The organism is Chitinophaga pinensis DSM 2588 (genome assembly GCF_000024005.1).
Classification (GTDB): Bacteria; Bacteroidota; Bacteroidia; order Chitinophagales; family Chitinophagaceae; genus Chitinophaga; species Chitinophaga pinensis.
The window spans coordinates 8,580,743-8,600,562 of the sequence record NC_013132.1 but is presented as its reverse complement, the minus strand read 5'-3'; the positions used below and the strand labels follow the sequence as shown (position 1 = coordinate 8,600,562).

Here is a 19,820-nt window from a genome sequence, read left to right as displayed (position 1 = left end):
TTTACGGGGCAAAAATAAGTTAAGCTGACCGGAATATATTTGGTAATTATAAAAATTATATGCTAATTTTGTTAGTAATGTACTAAATTATTTAGATTATGTCCATAGTATGCCGCAATCTGAAGTTCCTGCGCAAGCAGAAGGGCTGGACGCAGCAGGAGTTTGCTGATAAATTAGGTATCAAACGCTCCCTGCTCGGTGCTTACGAAGAAGAACGCGCAGAACCCCGCACAGAAGTATTGGAACTGGTCAGTGACATGTTCCGTATATCCATTGATGATTTGTTACGTCGCGATGTAGGCTCTCAGAAGGAAAGTTTCCTGGAGAAACGCAGGCAGCAGAAAATGGGCAGCGACCGGCAGGTCATTGAGTTCGTCCCCGTAAAAGCAGCCGCTGGTTATCTCGCCGGCTATAATGATGATGAATTCATCGAAGAGCTGAACACCTTTACTTTGCCGATGATGGGCGCCGGTAATTACAGGGCGTTTGAAATAGCTGGGGATTCCATGCTGCCAACACCTTCCGGTTCCGTGATCGTATGTCACAAAGTAGATGGCTGGGATGAGATCCGCAACAATGAAGCTTATATCGTTGTGACTAACCGCGAGGGTATTGTGTATAAACGTATCCTCAAGACCAACCGTAGTAAAAGTAAGATCACGCTTGTTTCTGATAATCCGCAGTATGAACCTTATGCGGTAGGTATGGAAGATGTACTGGAACTCTGGCAGTCAGACGCTGTTATCAGCAAAAGTGGTCAGCAGAGCCGTCTTAGTGTGAATCATCTTGCTGATATGGTAAGCCACCTGCAGGATCAGGTGAGTATGCTGAAGAAGCGTATTAAAGACTGATGATCTTTTGATCTTTCAACAGCAATGTTCGTAGTCCCCCCACAGCTTGTGAAATGATTCGTTAAAAATATTAATGGCGAATGGTTATCTGGATACAGATGATCATTCGCCGTTTTGTTTGTTGCTGGAATGGTGTGAATAGCGTGTGTAAGCAATAGTGAGGTGTTGTTTAGATATTGCCAAGTATTAGTACAGGTGTGTTTTCTGGTAAGAGAAAGGCGTTATGATGTGCAATATGTTTGGGATGTTATGCCTTGATTAACAGGAAGTATCGTTTAGCTATTACAAAGATTAACAGGGCTGCGGAATACCCGGGGAATATCTTACTTAAAGGGTTTGTTGTTGTGTTGCTTAAGGCTGATTTTCAATTAGTTATTTGTTAATTCAGTAAGTGCCCGTTGTCAAGTGTCTGAATGGCCGATTATACCGTCATTACGCCGTTATTATGCCCATATTTGTCCGTTCCTGATCGAAGAAATATGGGTGTAATAACGGCGTAATAAGGGTATGCAACGAAGATATAAGTGTATTTCCAGCAATGAGAGCGGGTTTCATGATGTGGATAATGTGCATAATCTGTACAGATAGTAGCTTTCTGGCTATTTACATATGTGTATACCGGTGATAAATGATTCGCTGAAAATGAGGCATACATGTGCAAACAATTTTACCGGAGAATGTGATATTAAATGATGGTTGCAAAGCAAAATTATCCCCAGATTTCCGCTGCTGTTCTGAATGTATTACAATGCGCATTTACAATGTCCCTGATCTGTGTGGAATATCCACCGCCCATAGCTACTGTACAAGGAATACCATGCTGCTTTAAGGTATGAAAGACCATTTCATCCCGCTTACGGCAACCTTCATGTGTTACCTGCAATTTGCCATAACGGTCGGTTTGCAGGATATCCACACCCGACAGATAAAATACAATATCAGGTTTTACTTTATTGATCAACACGGGAAGACATTCACCGAGCGTACGCAGGTAATCAACATCGTTCATACCATCCGGTAAGGGCACATCCCAGTCGGATACTTCTTTGTGAAATGGATAATTGTGTGCGCCATGCATACTGAAAGTATAGACTTCCGGTCTGCCTTCAAATAAGGCAGCAGTGCCATTTCCCTGGTGTACATCGAGATCAATGATCAATACTTTTTTCACCAGTTGCTGATGTAACAGATAGTTTGCGGCAATGGCAAAGTCATTCAGCAAACAGAAGCCTTCTCCACGATCTGCAAATGCGTGATGCGTACCACCGGCTACATTCAGGGCAACACCATGTTCCATGGCATGTAATGCACAGTCGATTGTACCCTGACTGATCACGATTTCTCTCAAGGTCAATGCCGGTGATTGCGGCAGACCAATACGTCTTTGTTCTTTATCAGATAATGTCTGGTGTTGTAATTGTTGCCAGTAATGTGCGGTGTGTGTGAGCAGGATAGTAGATTCCTCAGCCGGAGCTGGTATATGTAGTTGCTGTTCGCTGATAATACCTTCCCGTAACAATTGTGCGGGAATCAGTTCATACTTGACCATCGGAAAGCGGTGTCCTTCAGGAAGCGGATGTGCAAATATGGGATCGTAGGCAACCAGCATTAATTGACTTTTAAGACGCTGTTTTCAGCAATAACAAATACTGCCTCATCCAGTGCAGGTTCTAAGGTAGCGAGGCCCGTAAAACGGCCAAAAGCAGGCAATATGCTGCAATGTTTTCCGAAGTAGAAGCAGGGCAGACGTAGTCGTTGTCTGCCAGCGCCGGCGACTACTACACTCGGGTGCAGGTGACCGGAAAAGGTGTATCCTGGCGCATCTCCCTCTTCGCAGGGCTCATGTACGAAATGTATGTCGCGGATGCAGAGTGTATCAAACACTTCAAGATTCAAAGTGGCGTATATTGCATCAGGTAATATATCGTGATTACCTTTTACCAGTTTGAAAGAGATATTGGCAAACTGTTGTCGCCAGAGTCTGAAATAAGCGACGTCATTGTTCTCACGACTGTGAAACATATCGCCTACAATGATGATCTGTGAAGGATTGTAAGCAGTGATCAGTAGTTGCAGCCGGTACAGGTCATTCTGCCCGATATTGGCAGGAACGGCGATTCCTGCTTTCCTGAAATGTGTGCCTTTGCCCAGGTGCAGATCTGATACGATCAACGCCTGTTCTTCCTGCCAGAAAATAGCCCTGTGTGGCGATAAATGCCAGGTCTGGTCCTGGTACCTGTAAATCACATCCTCCATATCTTCGGTAAAACTACATTATCCCTGTTAAACTAAAACTGCGGACGCATTTTTTTGATTCTGTCCTCCAGTTTTTCGCTGGTCAGGTTTTCCCTTAAACTATCTACTTTTATCGGGAAACAGAAAGGTGTCAGGCTTTCAGGTTCCGTAATGATGATATTGCTGTTGTAAATACGGTCCAGGCTTTCCCGTAACCTGGCTTCTTCCATCTGATAGAAAAAGGCTTCATTGAATGCCTGTCGTAACAACAGGTTCTGCGGATCATAATCCTTGAATACATTGAACAGTAATGAGGCTGATGATTGCAGGTGCCGGCTGGCTTTATGTTTGCCGGGATACCCCTGGAAGATCAGTCCTGCGATAACTGCTATATCCCTGAATTTCCTGCGGGCCATCTCTGTTGAGTTGACACTGGCCTGTAGATCAATAGTCAGATTTTCCAGAGAGAAAAGATCGTGTACATCTCCTTCACTTACCGGAATCGGCTGATCTGACAGCAATTCAAAACCATAGTCATTCATGGCCATGGAGAAAGTGATCGGCTGCCGTTTACTGATACGGTAAGCCAGCAGTGCCGCCATTACTTCGTGTACCAGTCGCCCTTCAAAAGGATAGACAAACATGTGATAACCATCACGGGTAGTGATCATTTCGATCAGCAGTTCATTGTCCTTGGGTATGTGAGAAAGCCGTTCCTGTAAGTCGAATAAGGGCTGTAATATTTTGATCTCCGGCATATCTGATTTGCCGGATAATGCTTCGTTATAAGTGCGGCGCAGCATTTTACCCAGATTGGCAGAAAGGGGTAAACGTCCTCCCATCCAGCTGGGTACAATGGCACGTTTGGCATTGGATTTACGCACCAGTACCGTCATGTCTTTGATCATGGCAAATTCCAGTGTGCGTCCGCCCAGACTGAAGGCATCTCCGGGCTGCAGACGGGCAACAAACCATTCTTCTATCATGCCGATGAAACCGCCGCTCATAAATTTTACTTTCAGCATGGCGTCGCTTACAATCGTACCGATATGCAGTCGGTGGCGCATCGCCAGCATACGGCTGCGACAGATGAAAAAGTCGCCTTCTCTTTCCAGCTTTTTGAATTCATCGTAGCTGTAAAGTGCATCTCCGCCGGTGCTTAGAAATGCCAGCATCCAGGCCCATTCATCTTCTGTTACATCGCGGAAGCAAAAGGTGTTGGTAATTTCCTCCCATATTTCAGTTGCATGGAAGCCATCAGAAATGCCTAATGTCATCAGGTATTGCAACAATACGTCGTAAGCAAGCACGATGGGTATACGGCTTTCCACCAGCTGTTCTTCCATGGCAGCTTTCAGTGCTGCGGCTTCTACCAGTTCAAGACTGTGGGTGGGAAGGAACCATATTTTACTGGTAGCTCCTGGCTGGTGACCGCTTCGGCCTGCGCGTTGGAGGAAACGGGCAACTCCTTTCGGACTGCCGACCTGGATAACGGTATCTACCGGACGGAAGTCTACGCCCAGGTCAAGGCTGGAGGTACACACCACCGCTTTCAGTACGCCGGTATGCAGCGCTTCTTCCACCCACACACGTAGTTCCATATCAATGGAACCATGGTGAATCGCAATAGCGCCTGCCAGTTCGGGGCATTGCCTTAAAATTTCCTGGTACCAGATCTCCGTCTGGGAACGGACATTGGTGAATATAAGTGTCGTTTTGCTGTTCATGATCACCGGCAGCGCTTTATACAGCAGCTTGGTGCCTAAGTGACCTGCCCAAGGGAATTTCTCAATTTCATCGGGTAAGATGCTCTGTAGTTCGATCTTCTTATCCAGTTTGGCGCGTATAATGACAGCTTCCGGATCCGGCTGACCGAGCAGTACATCCAGCGCTTCATCCAGGTTGCCAATCGTTGCAGATATACCCCATACCTTCAGTGGCGGACGACCTGCCTTTTTCGCCAGTCCACGGAGTCTGCTGAGACCCAGTTCCACCATAACGCCGCGTTTGCTGCCCAGCAATTCATGCCATTCATCCGCCACGACGGTCGTCAGGTGTGTAAATACCTTGGGATATTCTTTTTGCCCCATCAGGAGGTGCAGACTTTCCGGTGTAATAAGCAGGATCTCCGGCATCATCTTCTTTTGCTGCTGCCGGGTAGATATGGGCGTATCTCCACTGCGGATGCCTACCTGCCAGGGCATATTGAGTTCCTGCAGTACTTCCTCCATGGCGCGGGCAATATCTTTTGCCAGTGCACGTAGCGGAGTGATCCACAGCATTTGCAGACCGTTCTTTGTTTTCTCTTGGTAATCATCCGGATGTTTATTGATCCAGTCGATTACAACACCCAGGAAAAGTGAGAAGGTTTTACCGTAACCGGTAGGGGCGTTGACAAGGCCTGATTTGCCCTGCATGTAATGTTTCCAGGCTTCTTCCTGGAATGTAAAGGGCTTTCTGTCTCTTGCAGCCAGCCATTCTATGATCACCTGCCATCCGCGCGCTTTGTTTTTCATCAGTTGATGAAATTAATGAAAAAAGGAGAAAAACTGTGGTTTCAAATTATGTAAATAGTGCTCTTTTGTAAATTATTTTTATTTGCAATAAGCGACGTTTACTATGTTTGTGACGGTGTAAAGGGTAACTGTCGGCAGGTCAATCATAATAACAATCAATTTGCTAAGTGTAATTAACAATGATTATTATTGCATTGAACGAGATAATGCATTTGACGCATATTATCATCTGATTATTCTGTTGTTGAATGACGGCACAAAAAAACAAAGAGGTATACAGGAGTAGTTTTAGTGAATTGGTAAAAACATTCAATTTGTGTGTGCTACTGGTAACGACAGATATGTATTTAACATGAGTGATAATGATTAACTTCTACAGCATTATTCATTTTTAAAAGTAGAACTTCTATATAAGATAGACTATCGACTCATGCACAGTATAGCGAACATAATAATAAAGAATAAAAAAAATGGGTGACTTTGTTATTCAATATATGCACATGAAAATAGAAACCAAACAACAATACTATGAGGCGATTACTGCGATAGAGGCATATTTGCAAATGGGGCTTTCTAATCTTTCAGGAGAAGAGGATAGTCATTTAAATGAGTTGTCCAAAGCAGCAGAAATATGGGAGATGAAAGAATACCCTATGCCTATCAAGCCTGATTTTAAGCTATACTGATTCATATCATGGACTACATGACTTTACTTTAATCAGGTATAGCTTGCGATTGAACTGGAAATATCTAAGTCTCAGTTTTCAGAAATTCTGAGTGGTCGGAAGGCTCCTAACCTCAGTTTGGTCAAGAGCGTTCACGACAAGTTTCATATTGATGGAATATCTTGTTAGATAGTTTGTAACAATTGGATCAACGTAATACCCAACTTTAGCCGTCTTATCTACATTAATGTTAGCCAACATTGTTATTTCTTTATAAACCTCACTCTACCTGTCTGCACTACCAGTGTATCCTGCGTATGTATCGTATTCAGTACATCCGGATTAAATATATCCTGTATATTCCACTGTGCGACCTGACAATCATTGCGGTCAACAGCTGTTGTAAACACATAGGAAATAAGCGGCAGTGTCAGATCATTCCCAACTCTTTCTAATGTGAATTGTTGTGCGGTCTTACAGATGGTGCAAAAGCCACTGCTACAAGGTACCGTGTAGCAATAAGATGTGGGTGCATACTTTCTTACCAGCAGTGGCACATTGTTACATCCCAGTTCGCCGCCTGTATAATTTTGAATAGCACTGGAATCTTTTTCTCTGAACAGTACGATATCATCATTCACGCTGACCAGTGTGCCTTTTTTGGTAGCCTGGTAGTTGCGGCTACCGGAATAACGGACTGTAACACTGTCGTCATTCACGTAATTAATGCTAATGCCATAGTCTAACTGACCGGTGCTTCCTGTTAAATTAAAAAGTGGTAATGACATATTCTGTCGTTCAATGAATGCTTTAATAAAAGCAGTGTCAGTGATCTTCATATTCTTGCTGTACAACACTACGGTGCTTAATTCTATTTTGTTTGAACTTTCATAAGTGCCGGAGACGATTAGTTCGGATTTATCTTTTTTGCAGGCGCATAATATCAACGCACAACAGATAAGAGCTAACAACTTTCTCATAGGTATTATTGTTTATAAAATTTTGTGTAATTGTGTTGCACGATCAGGGTATCCTCTTCTTTATCCTCTGAGTTCATGCAACTGCACTTCCTCTTTACTCACCTGTAGCTGATGCATAATACCACACTTCAGCGCATAATTATCTTTCTGGTGTCCTACCGGAAATCCAAAGCAAACGGGGTAGGTGGTATCCTTGACTTTCTCCATCACGATATCATATACGGTGCGTCCGAATTCCTCTCCCGGATCATCTGGTTTGATACGGTTGAAACCTCCGATGATCAGTCCTGCGAGATTATCCAGTTTATGCGCGCGTTGCAGACTGTTAAGCATACGGTCAAGACTGTAGAGGTATTCGCCTACCTCTTCGAGGAATAGTATTTTCCCGATAGTATCGGGTTCAGAGTTAGTTGCCAGTACGCTTTGGATCATGGAAAGGTTGCCGCCTATCAGTATGCCTTTGGTGCTACCTGTTCTGTTGCGGGAATCAGAGAAAGTGGTATAGTGCAGTTGTTGCCCGATCAATGCATCTTTGATAGAAGAGATGGTTTGTTGTACAATGGGTTCGGCTTTATTGTAGTCGTCAGGAAAGCTGTTGCACATTTTAGAATGTAAGGTTGCAATGCCATACAGGCGATTGATATGGCAATGCAATACGGTGACGTCGCTAAAGCCGATCACCCATTTAGGTTGTTGTATAAAGTGAGAAAAGTCAAGCTGGTCTACGATGCGTGCGCTGCCATAACCACCCCGTGCGCACATGATCGCTTTTATGGATGGATCATCGAGCATGGTCTGCATATCCTGTTGGCGCTCCTTATCGGTGCCACCAAAACTGAAGTCAGCTCTATTAACGGTATTACCTACACGTATTTTAAATCCCCAGCTTTCCATAATACGGATGGCTGGTTTAATTTCTTCCAGTGTAATATGTCCGGCGGGGCAGGTAATACCGATCAGGTCACCCGGTTTCAGATAGGGAGGGATCAGCAGTCTTTCTTCATGTAGTGGCAACGCTGCAGCGGCCTGTTGTAAACGTGTCAGCGCGGGGAAGGTAGTAAGGCCCGCAGTAGTGGCCAGCGCTGACAGAAAGTGTTTGCGATTCATACCAGTAAAGTAAGCATTATTTGAATAAGGAAGTGGCCTGTTTTTTGTCTTTCTTTGTGTAAAAGAAGAACTATGAAACACCTTTACTTTCTTGCGCTGGCATGTATGCTCATGACGGCGCCGGCCTTTGCACAGAACGCCTGGAAGATCCAGCCCGGTGAATATATCGGGAATACAAAACTGGGTGAAAAAGTAGAAGAGATGTCCAAAGAGCTAGGCAATGCTGATGGCGGAGATGCTGCTATGGGGAAAGCCTGGAGCTTCTGGTACAGTCGCAAAAAAGATGATAGTATAGACTCCTCCAGATTCCTGGCTGTTTACTCTGTAAGACAGGAAGTGGACGGTATGGGACCAATGATCGTAAAACAGGTACGCGTGAACACTGCCTCCTTTAAAACGTCAAAAGGATTAAAGGTTGGGAGCTCTTATATCGAGATCAAAAAATTATTCCCTGCTATAAAAGTAGTGGCACAGTATGAAGACAGGGTAAGAGGAAAGAAGATCACTGTATATGATGTCCGTAATTCCGGAATCGCTTTTGAAATGACGACAGAGAAAGGCAAAAAAGAAACCTGTTCTGCCATTACGGTACATCCCAGGGGAGAAAATGTGAATGCTTATATCCTCTTCCCCGGGTATGAAGGCCTCAGACAATTGCAAAATTAATATACCACTCTGTGTGTTGCTTTGATGACTGACATTACAAACACACTCTCCATATGACGGATATTATCCAGCTCGCCTAGCTTGTTGACATTAAACTCATGGTAGGCGAGCATGTCTTTTACCTGCACTTTGAGCATGAAATCGAACTGACCGGAGATATTCAGACACTCCATTACTTCCGGGAAAGAAGTGATCTCCTTGATGAATTTTGAACCTGCCTTTTTACCATGCTCTTTAAGGGAAATATAACATAGTACGGTAAGGGCTTTATCGATCTTGCTGGGGTCAACGATAGCGGCATATTGCCTGATTACGCCAGCCTGTTCCATTTTACGAATGCGTTCATAGACAGGGGTGGCACTCAGGTTCAGCTTTGCTGCCAGGTCACGGATAGTCATTTTTGCATCTTCCTCCAGCAATTGCAGAATTGCTATGTCCTTTTCATCCAGTGCAATGTTGTCGGTGGCACTATCTTTTTTGTTATTGCCCAGGTTGTTCATATCAGTATAGAATAATGTTCCAATTAGAATGCAATATTAAGTACAATATACTAATTTGATTCAATAATCCCTGCCTTTTTCTTATTGTTTGTGCATTTGCAGTAGTTGCTGTAAATCAGTGAGTGTGTTGATCTCTGTTACCGGTTTATCCTTCCGCCAGCGTAATATCCGGGGAAAACGTAGGGCTACGCCTGATTTATGCCTGTTGGAAGCTGCGATGCCCTCAAAACCGATTTCAAATACCAGCTCCGGTTTCACGGTCCTCACCGGACCAAACTTCTCAATAGAATTCCGTTTTACCCAGTTATCCACTTCGTTGATCTCTTTGTCCGTCAAGCCGGAATAAGCCTTTGTAAACGACACCAGCTGTTCCCCGTCCCGGACGGCAAAAGTATAATCTGTGTATAAGTTCGACCGCCGGCCGTGTCCTTTCTGGGCATATATCATGACAGCGTCTATTGTCAGCGGATCTATTTTCCATTTCCACCAGTCGCCTCTCTTACGACCCACCTGGTAGGCAGAATCCAGTTTCTTCAGCATCAGTCCTTCGCTCCCTTTTTCTCTGGCCTGTAAGCGGAATGCCGCCAGTTCTTCCCAGTCATGAAAGGTAATGGCAGGAGAGAGGCGAAGGGTAGGATGATTGATCTTTTCCACCAGTTGTTCCAGCAGTACCCGGCGTTCCTGGAGGGCGGTAGTCCGGATATCCTGTCCTTCCCATTCCAGCAGGTCATAACTCAGGAAGGCGACGGGCGCTTCCTGTAATTGTTTCTTGGTAACGTTCTTCCTGCCGATACGTGTCTGCAGGGTTTGAAAAGGTAAGGGAAAGCCATCTGCGAAAGTCAGGATCTCTCCGTCCAGCACTGTACCTTCAGGTAATAGTTCCAGGAGTGGCTGATATTCAGGGAACTTCTCCGTTATCAGTTCTTCTCCGCGTGACCATACAAACAGCTGTCCATTACGCTTGATGATCTGTCCGCGGATACCATCCCATTTCCATTCCGCCTGCCATTGTTCCGGCGTACCCAGTTCAGCAGGGCCAGTTTCAAGGGCATAGGCGAGGTAAAACGGAAAAGGTTTGGAAGCATCGGCTTCGGTAATATTTTCGCTTAATAATGCCTCTATAGTGGTTTTCTGTGGATCCCAGTTACCGCTGATCATATGTGAGATGGTCGCCGCCGGAATATCATACGTATCTGCCAGGGCATTGACCATCATCTTCTGTGATACACCGATACGGAAGCCCCCTGTAATCAGTTTATTGAATACAAAGCGTTCGCTGGTATCCAGTTCTTCCCAGGCTTTGAGGATGAAGGTTTGTTTGGTCGTTTCATCGGCTTTTTCCAGCTGTATCAGTTGATCGATCCAGTAATGCAGGGGATGCACGGAAATGCTTTTACCGGGAGGCAGCAGCAGTGCGATGGTTTCTGCCAGATCCCCGACAGTATGATAACACTCTTCATAGAGCCAGGCGGGTAAACCGGTCATCTGTAAGCACCAGGTACTGAGTTGTGTTGCATTCACGGTACGTTTCGGCCGGCGACCTGTAAAGAGCGCCAGTACCCACAGCCGGTCGGCAGCATCGGCAGTCGCCATGTACTTACTGAGGGCATCCAGTTTCTCATTCGTCTTGGTGCTGTTGCTCAATATTCTGATGAGTGTGGCAAATTCTTTCATAACCAGGCTTTATTGCTCATTGGGAGTGGTTTCCGGTATATTGAGTTCTTCGTCAGTATCGCCATATTCTGTCTTTACTTCCTGTGCGGGAATCCCGTTTTCAGTCAGATAGCGGGCGAAGGCGCTGCTGAAACCATGGGTGGTATACACTTTCTCTGCCCCTGTGGCTCTGACTGCCTGTAAAAGACCCGTCCAGTCGGCATGATCGGAGAGGGCAAATCCGGCGTCTGCATTCCGCCGGCGCATATTTCCGCGTACCTGCATCCATCCGCTGCATACGCCCAGTGCATATGGATTAAATCGCCGCATCCAGGAGGTGTCAGCCGCAGATGGTGGTCCTATAATCAGGTTATTTTTATAGGCAGCTGTCGGCGTTTCCGGGGTGATCCGATGTATCTCCGGTAAATCCCAGCCTTTCTCCCGTAGTAACTGATGGGGGATGTAAATCGCGCCATGCGCCCAGATCTGTTCTGTTACGTCACGCAGATGGTATAACAGGCGTTGCGCTTTCCCAAGACTATACCCCAGTATGACGCTGTTTTTGCCCGCTGCCTGGTTGTCCTGTACCCACTGCCGGATATTGCTGAAAATAACGGCCTGTGGTTGCCAGTTGTATATCGGCAGACCAAAGGTGCATTCTGTAATAAACGTATTGCAGGGCACGGGTTCAAATTGCCCGGAGATACCATCATTTTCCACTTTATAATCCCCGCTGAATACCCATACTTCATTGCCCTGTTGTACCCTTACCTGTGCTGAGCCGATGATATGTCCGGCGGGATGCAGGGAAATACTGACCCCATTATACCGTACGACTTCGCCGAAGGCGACTCCCTGTACGCTGATATCCTGGCCAAGTCTGAGCTGCAACAGGTAAACGCTGTCGTGCTGACAGAGATAATGTTTGCTGCCATAACGGGCATGGTCGGAGTGTGCATGGGTGATAACGGCCCTTTCCACGGGCTGCCAGGGGTCGATGTAGAAGTCGCCTGCCGGACAGTAAATGCCTTTGTCGGTGAATTGGAGTACCATTTGAAGGAAGGAGCAATTTTCGTGCAAGGAAGGCAATAAGAATTAGGAATTAGGAATTAAGAATTAAGAATTAAGAATTTGAGTGATAGGACTTTAAAAATTAAAAGGGGCGTTCCTGTAAGAAACGCCCCTTTTAATTGTATTTAATATAATATCGAAGAAGAATGTGTTTTTATAGCCGATGCTTATTAGCAGGTAGGCTAACCAATTCTTAATTCTTAATTCCTAATTCCTAATTCCTAATTAAAATTCATCCTCACGTCTGCACTGTCATTCTTCTGAATGATATTGATGTTCTTGTTCTCAAAGTAATCAGGAGAGGTAGCACCTTCTTTCAGGTATACCGGCTGATAGTTTAAGTTATTGAACACTTTTTTGGAAGGATCGTTGATGCTTCCGTTGAAGTACACACCTTTATCGGTCAGCTGCTTCACAAAGTACCAGGTCAGTTCAAATCCTTTGAAGGCCATATCGGAGGGGCGGGATTTGTAGACGCGTTTGAAGTAATCTGTGATATAGCGGCTGTAGGCATCCGTTTTATCGTTGAAATACGGAGAGGTGTAATAGATCTGCATATCCTTCAGTTCAGGTTCTTTGAACTTCATCACATCCCAGGTAGGCATACCATATACCTGGATAGGGTAGGTGGCTGTCTGTACGCTCAGTTTGCGAAGGATAGCTTTTGCATTGGTTTCATCCAGTGCAGTTACCACGCAAAGGTTAGGGCGATCGGTGAGCAGGAACTGTGACAGTTCGCCGTCAGTCATTGCATCACTCCATACCACTTCCCGGATACGTGATTTTTTACCGTTCTGCATTTTGTCATAGTCTGCTTTGAAGTCGGCCGCAAGGCGTTTTTCGAAAGCGCTATTCTTATGGAACAGCAGGATATTCTTATTGGCGAATGCCTCCTGCAGATAACGGTGCAGGGCTTCTCCGTGTGTTCTGAGCATGCTGTTGGTGATCAGCAGGAACGGGTTTTCAGAGATACCGCCGTCATTCGGATAGGTGGCAGATACCAGGTTGATTTGTTTGTCTTTCGCGATGTTGCTGAGTTCCTGGATTTCGGGAGCACTTACGGCAGCGATAATCAGATCTGTATTATCGAATGCCTTGTTTTTCTTCAGGTCACCGATATCATTTGTCTTGGATTTGCTGTCATAAACGAACACGTTGAGTTTCACCCCCTGCTGTTGCAGGCTATCCAGCGCAAGCTGTGCACCTTCGTAAAAATCGAGGCCAGACAGCACGTAACGTGGCAGTGTACGACCGGGAATTTCGGTACCATTGGTGAATACAGAATCAAGATAGAGAGGGGCGAAGAGTGCAACGTTATACACATCTTTCTTTACTTCGCGGGCGAAGGCAGGTACATTAAATGGCGCTGCTTTTTCTTCCTTCTTTTTCTCTTCCTTTTTCTTCTCTTCTTCTTTAGGCTTTGTGACAGTTGTTGGCGGCGCAGTAGGGCTGCTGGTGCTGCTCTTGAATAGCGAACAGGCAGACAGCAGGACGGTCAGTGCACAGGCAGTGACTGTCAGACTGCATATTTTGGATTTACTCATAGCGATCATTAATTACAAAAATCGTTCCTGTATACAGCATAAGAAACGCTTAATGCTGCGGCTTACATATATAAGTGCCTCAGCATTAAGCGTTTCTAAATACGGTGTAAAGGCTTTATTCCCATTCGATGGTAGCCGGTGGTTTTGAACTGATATCGTACACCACACGGTTAATCCCTTTCACTTTATTGATAATATCGTTTGACATTTTTGCCAGGAACTCATATGGCAGATGTGCCCAGTCGGCAGTCATACCATCTACAGAAGTCACGGCACGGAGTGCAACGGTGAATTCGTAAGTTCTTTCATCTCCCATTACACCTACGCTCTGTACCGGCAACAGGATGGTACCTGCCTGCCATACTTTATCGTAGAGTTCTGCTTCACGCAGTCCGTCGATATATACCGCGTCTGCTTCCTGGAGCATGGCTACTTTCTCCGGGGTGATCTCACCCAGGATACGGATAGCCAGACCCGGACCAGGGAAAGGATGACGGCCCAGGAATATTTCGCTGATACCGATCTCGCGACCTACGCGTCTTACTTCATCTTTGAAGAGGAAGCGCAGTGGCTCGACCAGTCCCATGTTCATTTTCTCTGGTAAACCACCTACGTTGTGGTGGGATTTGATGGTTACGGAAGGACCATTTACAGAAACAGATTCGATCACATCAGGATAGATAGTACCCTGACCCAGGAAGGAGATATCTGTCAGGAGGGTAGCTTCCTGCTGGAATACCTCGATGAAGAGACGACCGATGATCTTACGTTTCTTTTCAGGATCGCTTACGCCTTTCAGTTCTCCGAAGAAGAGATCTTTTGCGTTCACGCCCTTTACGTTCAGGCCCATATGTTTATAGGAATCCAGTACGTTTTCAAATTCGTTTTTACGGAGCAGGCCGTTATCTACGAATATGCAATACAGGTTGCTGCCGATGGCTTTGTGAATCAGTTCTGCCGCTACAGTGGAGTCAACACCACCGCTCAGCGCCATTACTACTTTCTTATCGCCTACCTGTGCTTTGATCTTTTCGATCGTTTCCTGTACAAAAGCTGCAGGTGTCCAGTCCTGTGCACATCCACAGATGTGTACCAGGAAGTTGCGCAGCAACTGTTTACCTTCCAGGGAATGCGTTACTTCCGGGTGGAACTGCAGACCGAGGATAGGGTGTTTGGCAACTGTTTCAGATTTGAAAGCAGCAACCGGGATATTGTCGGTATGAGCGATGATCTCAAAACCTTCAGGCATTCTGACGATGGTATCTGAGTGGCTCATCCATACCTGGCTACGGGAAGAGATATCATACAGGAGCTTTTCCTCCTTGTTACCGTGGTCCATAAAGGCGCGACCGTATTCACGGATGGAGCTTTTAGCTACTTCACCGCCAAATACTTTGGCTGTCAGCTGAGCGCCATAGCACACACCCAGCACCGGTACTTTTGCCGCCATGGCAGCTATGTCAACGGTCGGAGCACCGGCATCGTTTACCGAAAACGGACTACCGGAGAGAATAATGCCTTTCACCGTATCGTCCCACTGAATAGGTGCGAGACAAGGCTTGATCTCACAATAAATGTTCAACTCCCTGATACTGCGGGCAATCAGCTGCGTGTACTGGGAACCAAAGTCGAGTATAAGTATCTTTTCTGTCATGGTGGTGCAAAGATAACGGCCAAATATGAAATCCCAAGTTTGAAAATGCGAATAGTCTGTAAGGGTTTGTTCTTATATTCGCGGGACACATGTTTTTTAATCGCCATTTTAAAACTCAACTAAATATCAACCAGTATGAAGAAAGTCCTTTATGTTTCAGGATTAACCCTTTTATTGTTTGCCCTGCAGAGCTGCGGAGGCCGTCGCCTGAAAGGCAGCGGTAACGTCTCTACGGAAACCCGTTCAATCGGAGGATCTTATAGTAAAGTAGCCCTGAAGGGGTCCATGGATGTGGAATTTACCCAGGGACCTGCCCAGGCGGCCATTATTGAAGCGGATGACAATATCCTGCCGTATATCGAACTGGCTGTGCATGACGATGAGCTGGTGGTGGATATGAAAGACGATATCTCTATCAAGTCGCATCACGGCATCAAGATAAAATTAACAGCCCCTGACGTTTATGAACTGTCTCTGGCAGGAAGTGGTAATATTATAGTTACCAATACCCTGGAAAGTACAGAACCGGTGCGCTTTAAGTTATCCGGTGCAGGTAATGTGGACGCAACGGTGAATAGTCCGCAGGTCATTGCTTCTTCTGCTGGTTCCGGCGACATTAAACTGAAAGGTGAAACAAAAGATCTGGAGGTAAGTATGGCAGGAAGCGGTAATTTTGAAGGCGGTGAGCTGCATACAGAAACGACCAAAGTGACCATAGCCGGTAGCGGTAACGCGGATGTTCATGCCAGCGTGAAACTGAATGCGAAGATCGTTGGATCGGGAGATGTGAGCTATAAGGGAAGTCCTGAAGTGACCTCCAGTATTGCCGGCTCAGGGTCTGTACACAAGGATTAACAGCGACAAATTTTTAATAAGGAAGCCAGACAGGGTAGCGTTCAACGTGATAGCCTGTCTGGCTTTTGTTTTTAAGCGAAGGACGAAATGTTAATAACTCCTCATTTATTAATAGCGATACAATGGAAAAACCAGCAATGAATGCCGCCGATGTAGCACGTCAGCTGCGCGAACCGGCAGGTGAAGACGGTGTTAAGGTAGGCTTGGCTATGAATAAGTCCAATGCCGCATTATATAATATGGTACTCGACTTCTTAGGACTGAAACCGGGGGACAAGGTACTGGAGATCGGTTTCGGGAATGGCTATTTCATCCCGGCATTATTTGAAAAAGAAGCGGCTATCCGTTACACGGGACTGGATATGTCTGACCTGATGGTCGAGGAAGCTACCCGTGCAAATGATGCACGGATCGTGGACGGCACTGTAGAACTGCACCTGGGCAAAGCAGAAGCCATGCCTTTCGCAGATGGTTCATTTACAAAGGTATTCGCTGCGAATGTGCTGTACTTCTGGGATGAACCTTCGGTGGCGTTAAGGGCCATCTACCGGGTACTGGAAACAGGCGGGGAGCTGATACTGGCGATCCGTTCGGCAGAGTCCATGATGCAGCTGCCATTCAGTGCGCACGGGTTTACTTTATATAGTGTGGAGGATGCAGAAGCCCTCTTGCAGGAAAATGGTTTTGCTATCGCTGAAGTGATAACGGCAACGGAAGAAGCCAAAATTCCACAGGGTGGCGGTGCTACTGTTCAGCTGGAGAATATTTGTTTACGGGGAATCAAAATTTAAGTACTCTTTAACATTTATCTTACGGTTCAGATAGCATTCTTTCAGCATCTTTGTAACTGTTATACAACTTATTAAGTCCTTTGGCCACGGTACTGCTGTAAACAAATGCAGAGGATATGGCAGTACCTGGCTAGGGCACAAGACATGGCAAAGGAGGATGATCCCAGAGCAGATCCGGTACAGCTGCCTTGTTAAATTTCTATTGAATTAAATACTTCTTCATATTTTACGGCGCCCGTCGGAACGTGTCAACACATTCCGGCGGGCGTTTTTATTAAGGATTACAGCTATTCATATAACAAAAAAATATCTTTTACCTACAGTTGTTTTTCGTAAGTTTACGGCTTCAATTGTTGAACCTCCTATTCCTTTTATGATTGAACGACCTAAGATCCTGGTTGTATATTATACGCAAACAGGACAATTAAAGCGAATCGTCGATACGGTATTAGGCCCTTTACAGGATAAAGCAACCATCGTATACGAAGAATTGAAACCAGTGAAACCATTCGAGTTCCCGTGGAAGAAGCAGGTTTTTTATGATACGATGCCGGAAACGGTATTAGGTAAACCCAGTGCCATTGCTCCGCTGAAAGTGAACCCGGATGAGCATTTTGACCTTGTTATCCTGGCTTATCAACCCTGGTTCCTTTCTCCTTCACAGCCTACGGCAGCATTTTTGCAGAGTGAATCAGCAGCACGTTTGCTGAAAGGTAAACCTGTAATCACGCTGATGGGATGTCGTAATATGTGGCTGAATGCACAGGAGAGCGTAAAGCAATACCTGCATAAGGCAGGTGCACACCTGGTAGGCAACATTGTATTGGTGGATAAATCGCCTAACCTGGTCGCCCTGATCACGGTATTAAGATGGCAGTTCAAAGGAAAGAAAGAAGCAACCTCCCTGTTACCGCCCGCAGGTGTACAGGAAGCTGATATTATTGCATCCGCGCGTTTTGCAGAACCGATCGCTAAAGTGCTGGAAGACAGACAGTGGGACGCATTGCAACCCCGCCTGCTGGAACAGGGAGCGGTAGACTTACTGCCTAACCTGATCCTGCTGGAAGACAGGGGTATCAGGGCATTCCGCTACTGGTCAAAGTTTATCAGTGCGAAAGGTGGTCCGGGCGCTCCTGAGCGTCAGGGCAGGGTGTCCATGTACAGAGGATTATTATTGATCGGCATATTCGTATTATCACCTATCGCCAAGATAACATCCATATTCAAGCTCGCGTTAAATAAGGGTAAGCTCCAGGAAGATGTAAAGTACTATAAAGGCATACATCTGCGCTAAGTCTTCGGGATTGGTCATGTAATCAAACTTATCGTACAATTATTGAAAGGGGACAACATGTAAACGACTGTTTTACGGTAATTTCCGTAGAGTATTCTATATTTACGGGCGTTTGTGTGTGAAAAAGTCGTGAAAAGGGGCAAACCGGACATTAGTATAATTGACATAACCAGGTGGGATGACCTATCAGCTGAAAGACCGAGGAGCCTGCAACGGAAATATAAAAGGTTAACAATCAATAGCCAGTCTTTAAATGGAGGATAGGCGTCTACTTATAATAAAACAGGAATCTATTTCAAATGAAGGAAGTTTATATTACAAGGCTTGCTAAGTTTTTGCCAAATGAACCAGTAGGGAATGATGAAATGGAAAGCATTTTGGGTTTGGTGGACGGAAAGCCTTCCCGTGCCCGTTTGAGAATTCTGGGAAATAATAAAATCAAGACCCGTTATTATTCACTGGATAAAGAAGGTAAATCTACTCACTCAAATGCTGAAATGACAGCCACGGCTGTAAACAGTCTGTTTGATGATAAATTCCCCCTGAGTCAACTGCAACTGCTGGCTTGTGGAACTACTTCCCCTGATCAGCTGCTGCCAAACCACGCCGCTATGGTGCATGGTTTGCTGAAATGCCAGCCGGTTGAACTGATTGCTGCTACAGGTGCATGCGCTGCCGGTATGCAGGCATTTAAATATGCCTGGATGTCCATCAAATGTGGTAATACCAACAACGCTGTCAGCTCTGGTTCTGAGAAATTCTCCAGCTGGATGCTGGCAGAGAAATTCGAGCCCGAAGCAGAAAACCTGAAGCAACTGGAAAGCAATCCGATCATTGCTTTCGAAAAAGATTTTCTCCGCTGGATGCTCTCCGACGGCGCCAGTGCAGCCCTCTTCCAGGATAAACCAAATGAAGAAGGTCTGTCCCTGCGTGTAGACTGGGTAGAAATTGCCTCCTATGCACATGAACTGGAAACCTGTATGTATGCAGGTTCTATCAAAAATGAAGACGGCAGCACTACAGGCTGGATCGATATGACACCGGACGAATGGGCACAGCACAGCGTATTCTCTTTCAAACAGGATACCCGCCTGCTGGGCGCAAACATTGTTCCGTCCGGCGCAAAAATGTGGAAAGAACTGGTTGAGCGTTATAATATTGACCTGGACAAACTGGACTACTTCCTGCCGCACCTGTCTTCAGAATTCTTCCGCTTTAAGATCGATGAAGAGATTACCCGACTGGGCGTACCTATTCCACAGGAAAAATGGTTTACCAACCTGACTAAAGTAGGTAACGTAGGTACCGCATCTCCTTATCTGATGCTGGAAGAACTGCTGAACAACGATATGCTGAAGAAAGGTCAGACAATTGTAATGATGGTGCCGGAGAGTGCAAGGTTCTCGTATGCGTATGCGCACATTACGGTAGTATAGTT

The 19,820-nt window shown here is 45.7% G+C and carries 17 protein-coding genes; 7 read left to right on the top strand and 10 right to left on the bottom strand.

The window, feature by feature from the left end; genetic code table 11:
* Nucleotides 1-98 precede the first annotated feature (98 nt).
* Nucleotides 99-851: an XRE family transcriptional regulator gene (locus CPIN_RS34010; protein WP_012794432.1), complete on the top strand. Its 753-nt coding sequence runs from the start codon at nucleotides 99-101 to the stop codon at nucleotides 849-851.
* A gap of 709 nt (nucleotides 852-1,560) precedes the next feature.
* Here the strand turns inward: CPIN_RS34010 and CPIN_RS34005 are convergent.
* Genes CPIN_RS34005 through CPIN_RS33995 form a run of 3 tightly spaced genes read right to left on the bottom strand, consistent with a single transcriptional unit; the run spans nucleotide 1,561 to nucleotide 5,602 of the window.
* Nucleotides 1,561-2,460 carry a histone deacetylase family protein gene (locus CPIN_RS34005; protein ID WP_012794430.1) on the bottom strand — a complete coding sequence of 300 codons (900 nt, stop codon included), beginning with the start codon at nucleotides 2,458-2,460 and terminating at the stop codon, nucleotides 1,561-1,563.
* Complete coding sequence (pdeM, locus tag CPIN_RS34000; protein WP_012794429.1) at nucleotides 2,460-3,107, bottom strand: ligase-associated DNA damage response endonuclease PdeM; 648 nt, start codon at nucleotides 3,105-3,107, stop codon at nucleotides 2,460-2,462. The genes CPIN_RS34005 and pdeM overlap by 1 nt, the downstream gene beginning before the upstream one ends.
* A gap of 32 nt (nucleotides 3,108-3,139) precedes the next feature.
* Nucleotides 3,140-5,602, bottom strand: a complete 2,463-nt coding sequence (locus CPIN_RS33995) for a ligase-associated DNA damage response DEXH box helicase (protein WP_012794428.1) — start codon at nucleotides 5,600-5,602, stop codon at nucleotides 3,140-3,142.
* A gap of 500 nt (nucleotides 5,603-6,102) precedes the next feature.
* Between CPIN_RS33995 and CPIN_RS33990 the strand changes: the two genes are divergently transcribed.
* A complete protein-coding gene (locus CPIN_RS33990; RefSeq protein WP_044220356.1) occupies nucleotides 6,103-6,288 on the top strand; it encodes a hypothetical protein in 186 nt (61 codons plus the stop codon).
* Nucleotides 6,289-6,530: 242 nt separating this feature from the next.
* On the opposite strand, the gene CPIN_RS33985 is transcribed toward CPIN_RS33990, so the two are convergent.
* Nucleotides 6,531-7,247: a hypothetical protein gene (locus CPIN_RS33985; RefSeq protein ID WP_012794425.1), complete on the bottom strand. Its 717-nt coding sequence runs from the start codon at nucleotides 7,245-7,247 to the stop codon at nucleotides 6,531-6,533.
* A gap of 60 nt (nucleotides 7,248-7,307) precedes the next feature.
* Entirely contained in the window at nucleotides 7,308-8,354 is a 1,047-nt protein-coding gene (locus CPIN_RS33980) for a S66 peptidase family protein (protein ID WP_012794424.1), read from the bottom strand.
* 72 nt (nucleotides 8,355-8,426) lie between these two features.
* On the opposite strand from CPIN_RS33980, the gene CPIN_RS33975 reads away from it, so the two are divergent.
* Nucleotides 8,427-9,020 carry a hypothetical protein gene (locus CPIN_RS33975; RefSeq protein ID WP_012794423.1) on the top strand — a complete coding sequence of 198 codons (594 nt, stop codon included), beginning with the start codon at nucleotides 8,427-8,429 and terminating at the stop codon, nucleotides 9,018-9,020.
* Here the strand turns inward: CPIN_RS33975 and CPIN_RS33970 are convergent.
* The 5 genes from CPIN_RS33970 to guaA form a co-directional block, all read right to left on the bottom strand.
* On the bottom strand, nucleotides 9,017-9,520 hold the full coding sequence (locus CPIN_RS33970; RefSeq protein ID WP_012794422.1) for an Lrp/AsnC family transcriptional regulator: 504 nt from the start codon (nucleotides 9,518-9,520) through the stop codon (nucleotides 9,017-9,019). The genes CPIN_RS33975 and CPIN_RS33970 overlap by 4 nt on opposite strands.
* Nucleotides 9,521-9,601: 81 nt before the next feature.
* Complete coding sequence (locus CPIN_RS33965) at nucleotides 9,602-11,194, bottom strand: ATP-dependent DNA ligase (RefSeq protein WP_012794421.1); 1,593 nt, start codon at nucleotides 11,192-11,194, stop codon at nucleotides 9,602-9,604.
* Between the two features lie 9 nt (nucleotides 11,195-11,203).
* Complete coding sequence (locus CPIN_RS33960) at nucleotides 11,204-12,226, bottom strand: ligase-associated DNA damage response exonuclease (protein ID WP_012794420.1); 1,023 nt, start codon at nucleotides 12,224-12,226, stop codon at nucleotides 11,204-11,206.
* A 239-nt stretch (nucleotides 12,227-12,465) separates the two neighbouring features.
* A complete protein-coding gene (locus CPIN_RS33955; protein ID WP_012794419.1) occupies nucleotides 12,466-13,788 on the bottom strand; it encodes an ABC transporter substrate-binding protein in 1,323 nt (440 codons plus the stop codon).
* A gap of 115 nt (nucleotides 13,789-13,903) precedes the next feature.
* Complete coding sequence (gene guaA, locus CPIN_RS33950; RefSeq protein ID WP_012794418.1) at nucleotides 13,904-15,442, bottom strand: glutamine-hydrolyzing GMP synthase; 1,539 nt, start codon at nucleotides 15,440-15,442, stop codon at nucleotides 13,904-13,906.
* 135 nt (nucleotides 15,443-15,577) lie between these two features.
* Between guaA and CPIN_RS33945 the strand changes: the two genes are divergently transcribed.
* The 4 genes from CPIN_RS33945 to CPIN_RS33930 all read left to right on the top strand — a co-directional run bounded on the left by CPIN_RS33945 (nucleotide 15,578) and on the right by CPIN_RS33930 (nucleotide 19,818).
* On the top strand, nucleotides 15,578-16,297 hold the full coding sequence (locus CPIN_RS33945) for a head GIN domain-containing protein (protein WP_012794417.1): 720 nt from the start codon (nucleotides 15,578-15,580) through the stop codon (nucleotides 16,295-16,297).
* A gap of 122 nt (nucleotides 16,298-16,419) precedes the next feature.
* On the top strand, nucleotides 16,420-17,088 hold the full coding sequence (locus tag CPIN_RS33940; RefSeq protein WP_052306930.1) for a class I SAM-dependent methyltransferase: 669 nt from the start codon (nucleotides 16,420-16,422) through the stop codon (nucleotides 17,086-17,088).
* A gap of 373 nt (nucleotides 17,089-17,461) precedes the next feature.
* Entirely contained in the window at nucleotides 17,462-18,382 is a 921-nt protein-coding gene (locus tag CPIN_RS33935; protein WP_012794415.1) for a hypothetical protein, read from the top strand.
* Between the two features lie 299 nt (nucleotides 18,383-18,681).
* Nucleotides 18,682-19,818 (top strand): dialkylresorcinol biosynthesis protein DarB, encoded by a 1,137-nt coding sequence (locus tag CPIN_RS33930; RefSeq protein WP_012794414.1) that lies wholly within the window; start codon nucleotides 18,682-18,684, stop codon nucleotides 19,816-19,818.
* The last annotated feature ends 2 nt before the right edge of the window (nucleotides 19,819-19,820 follow it).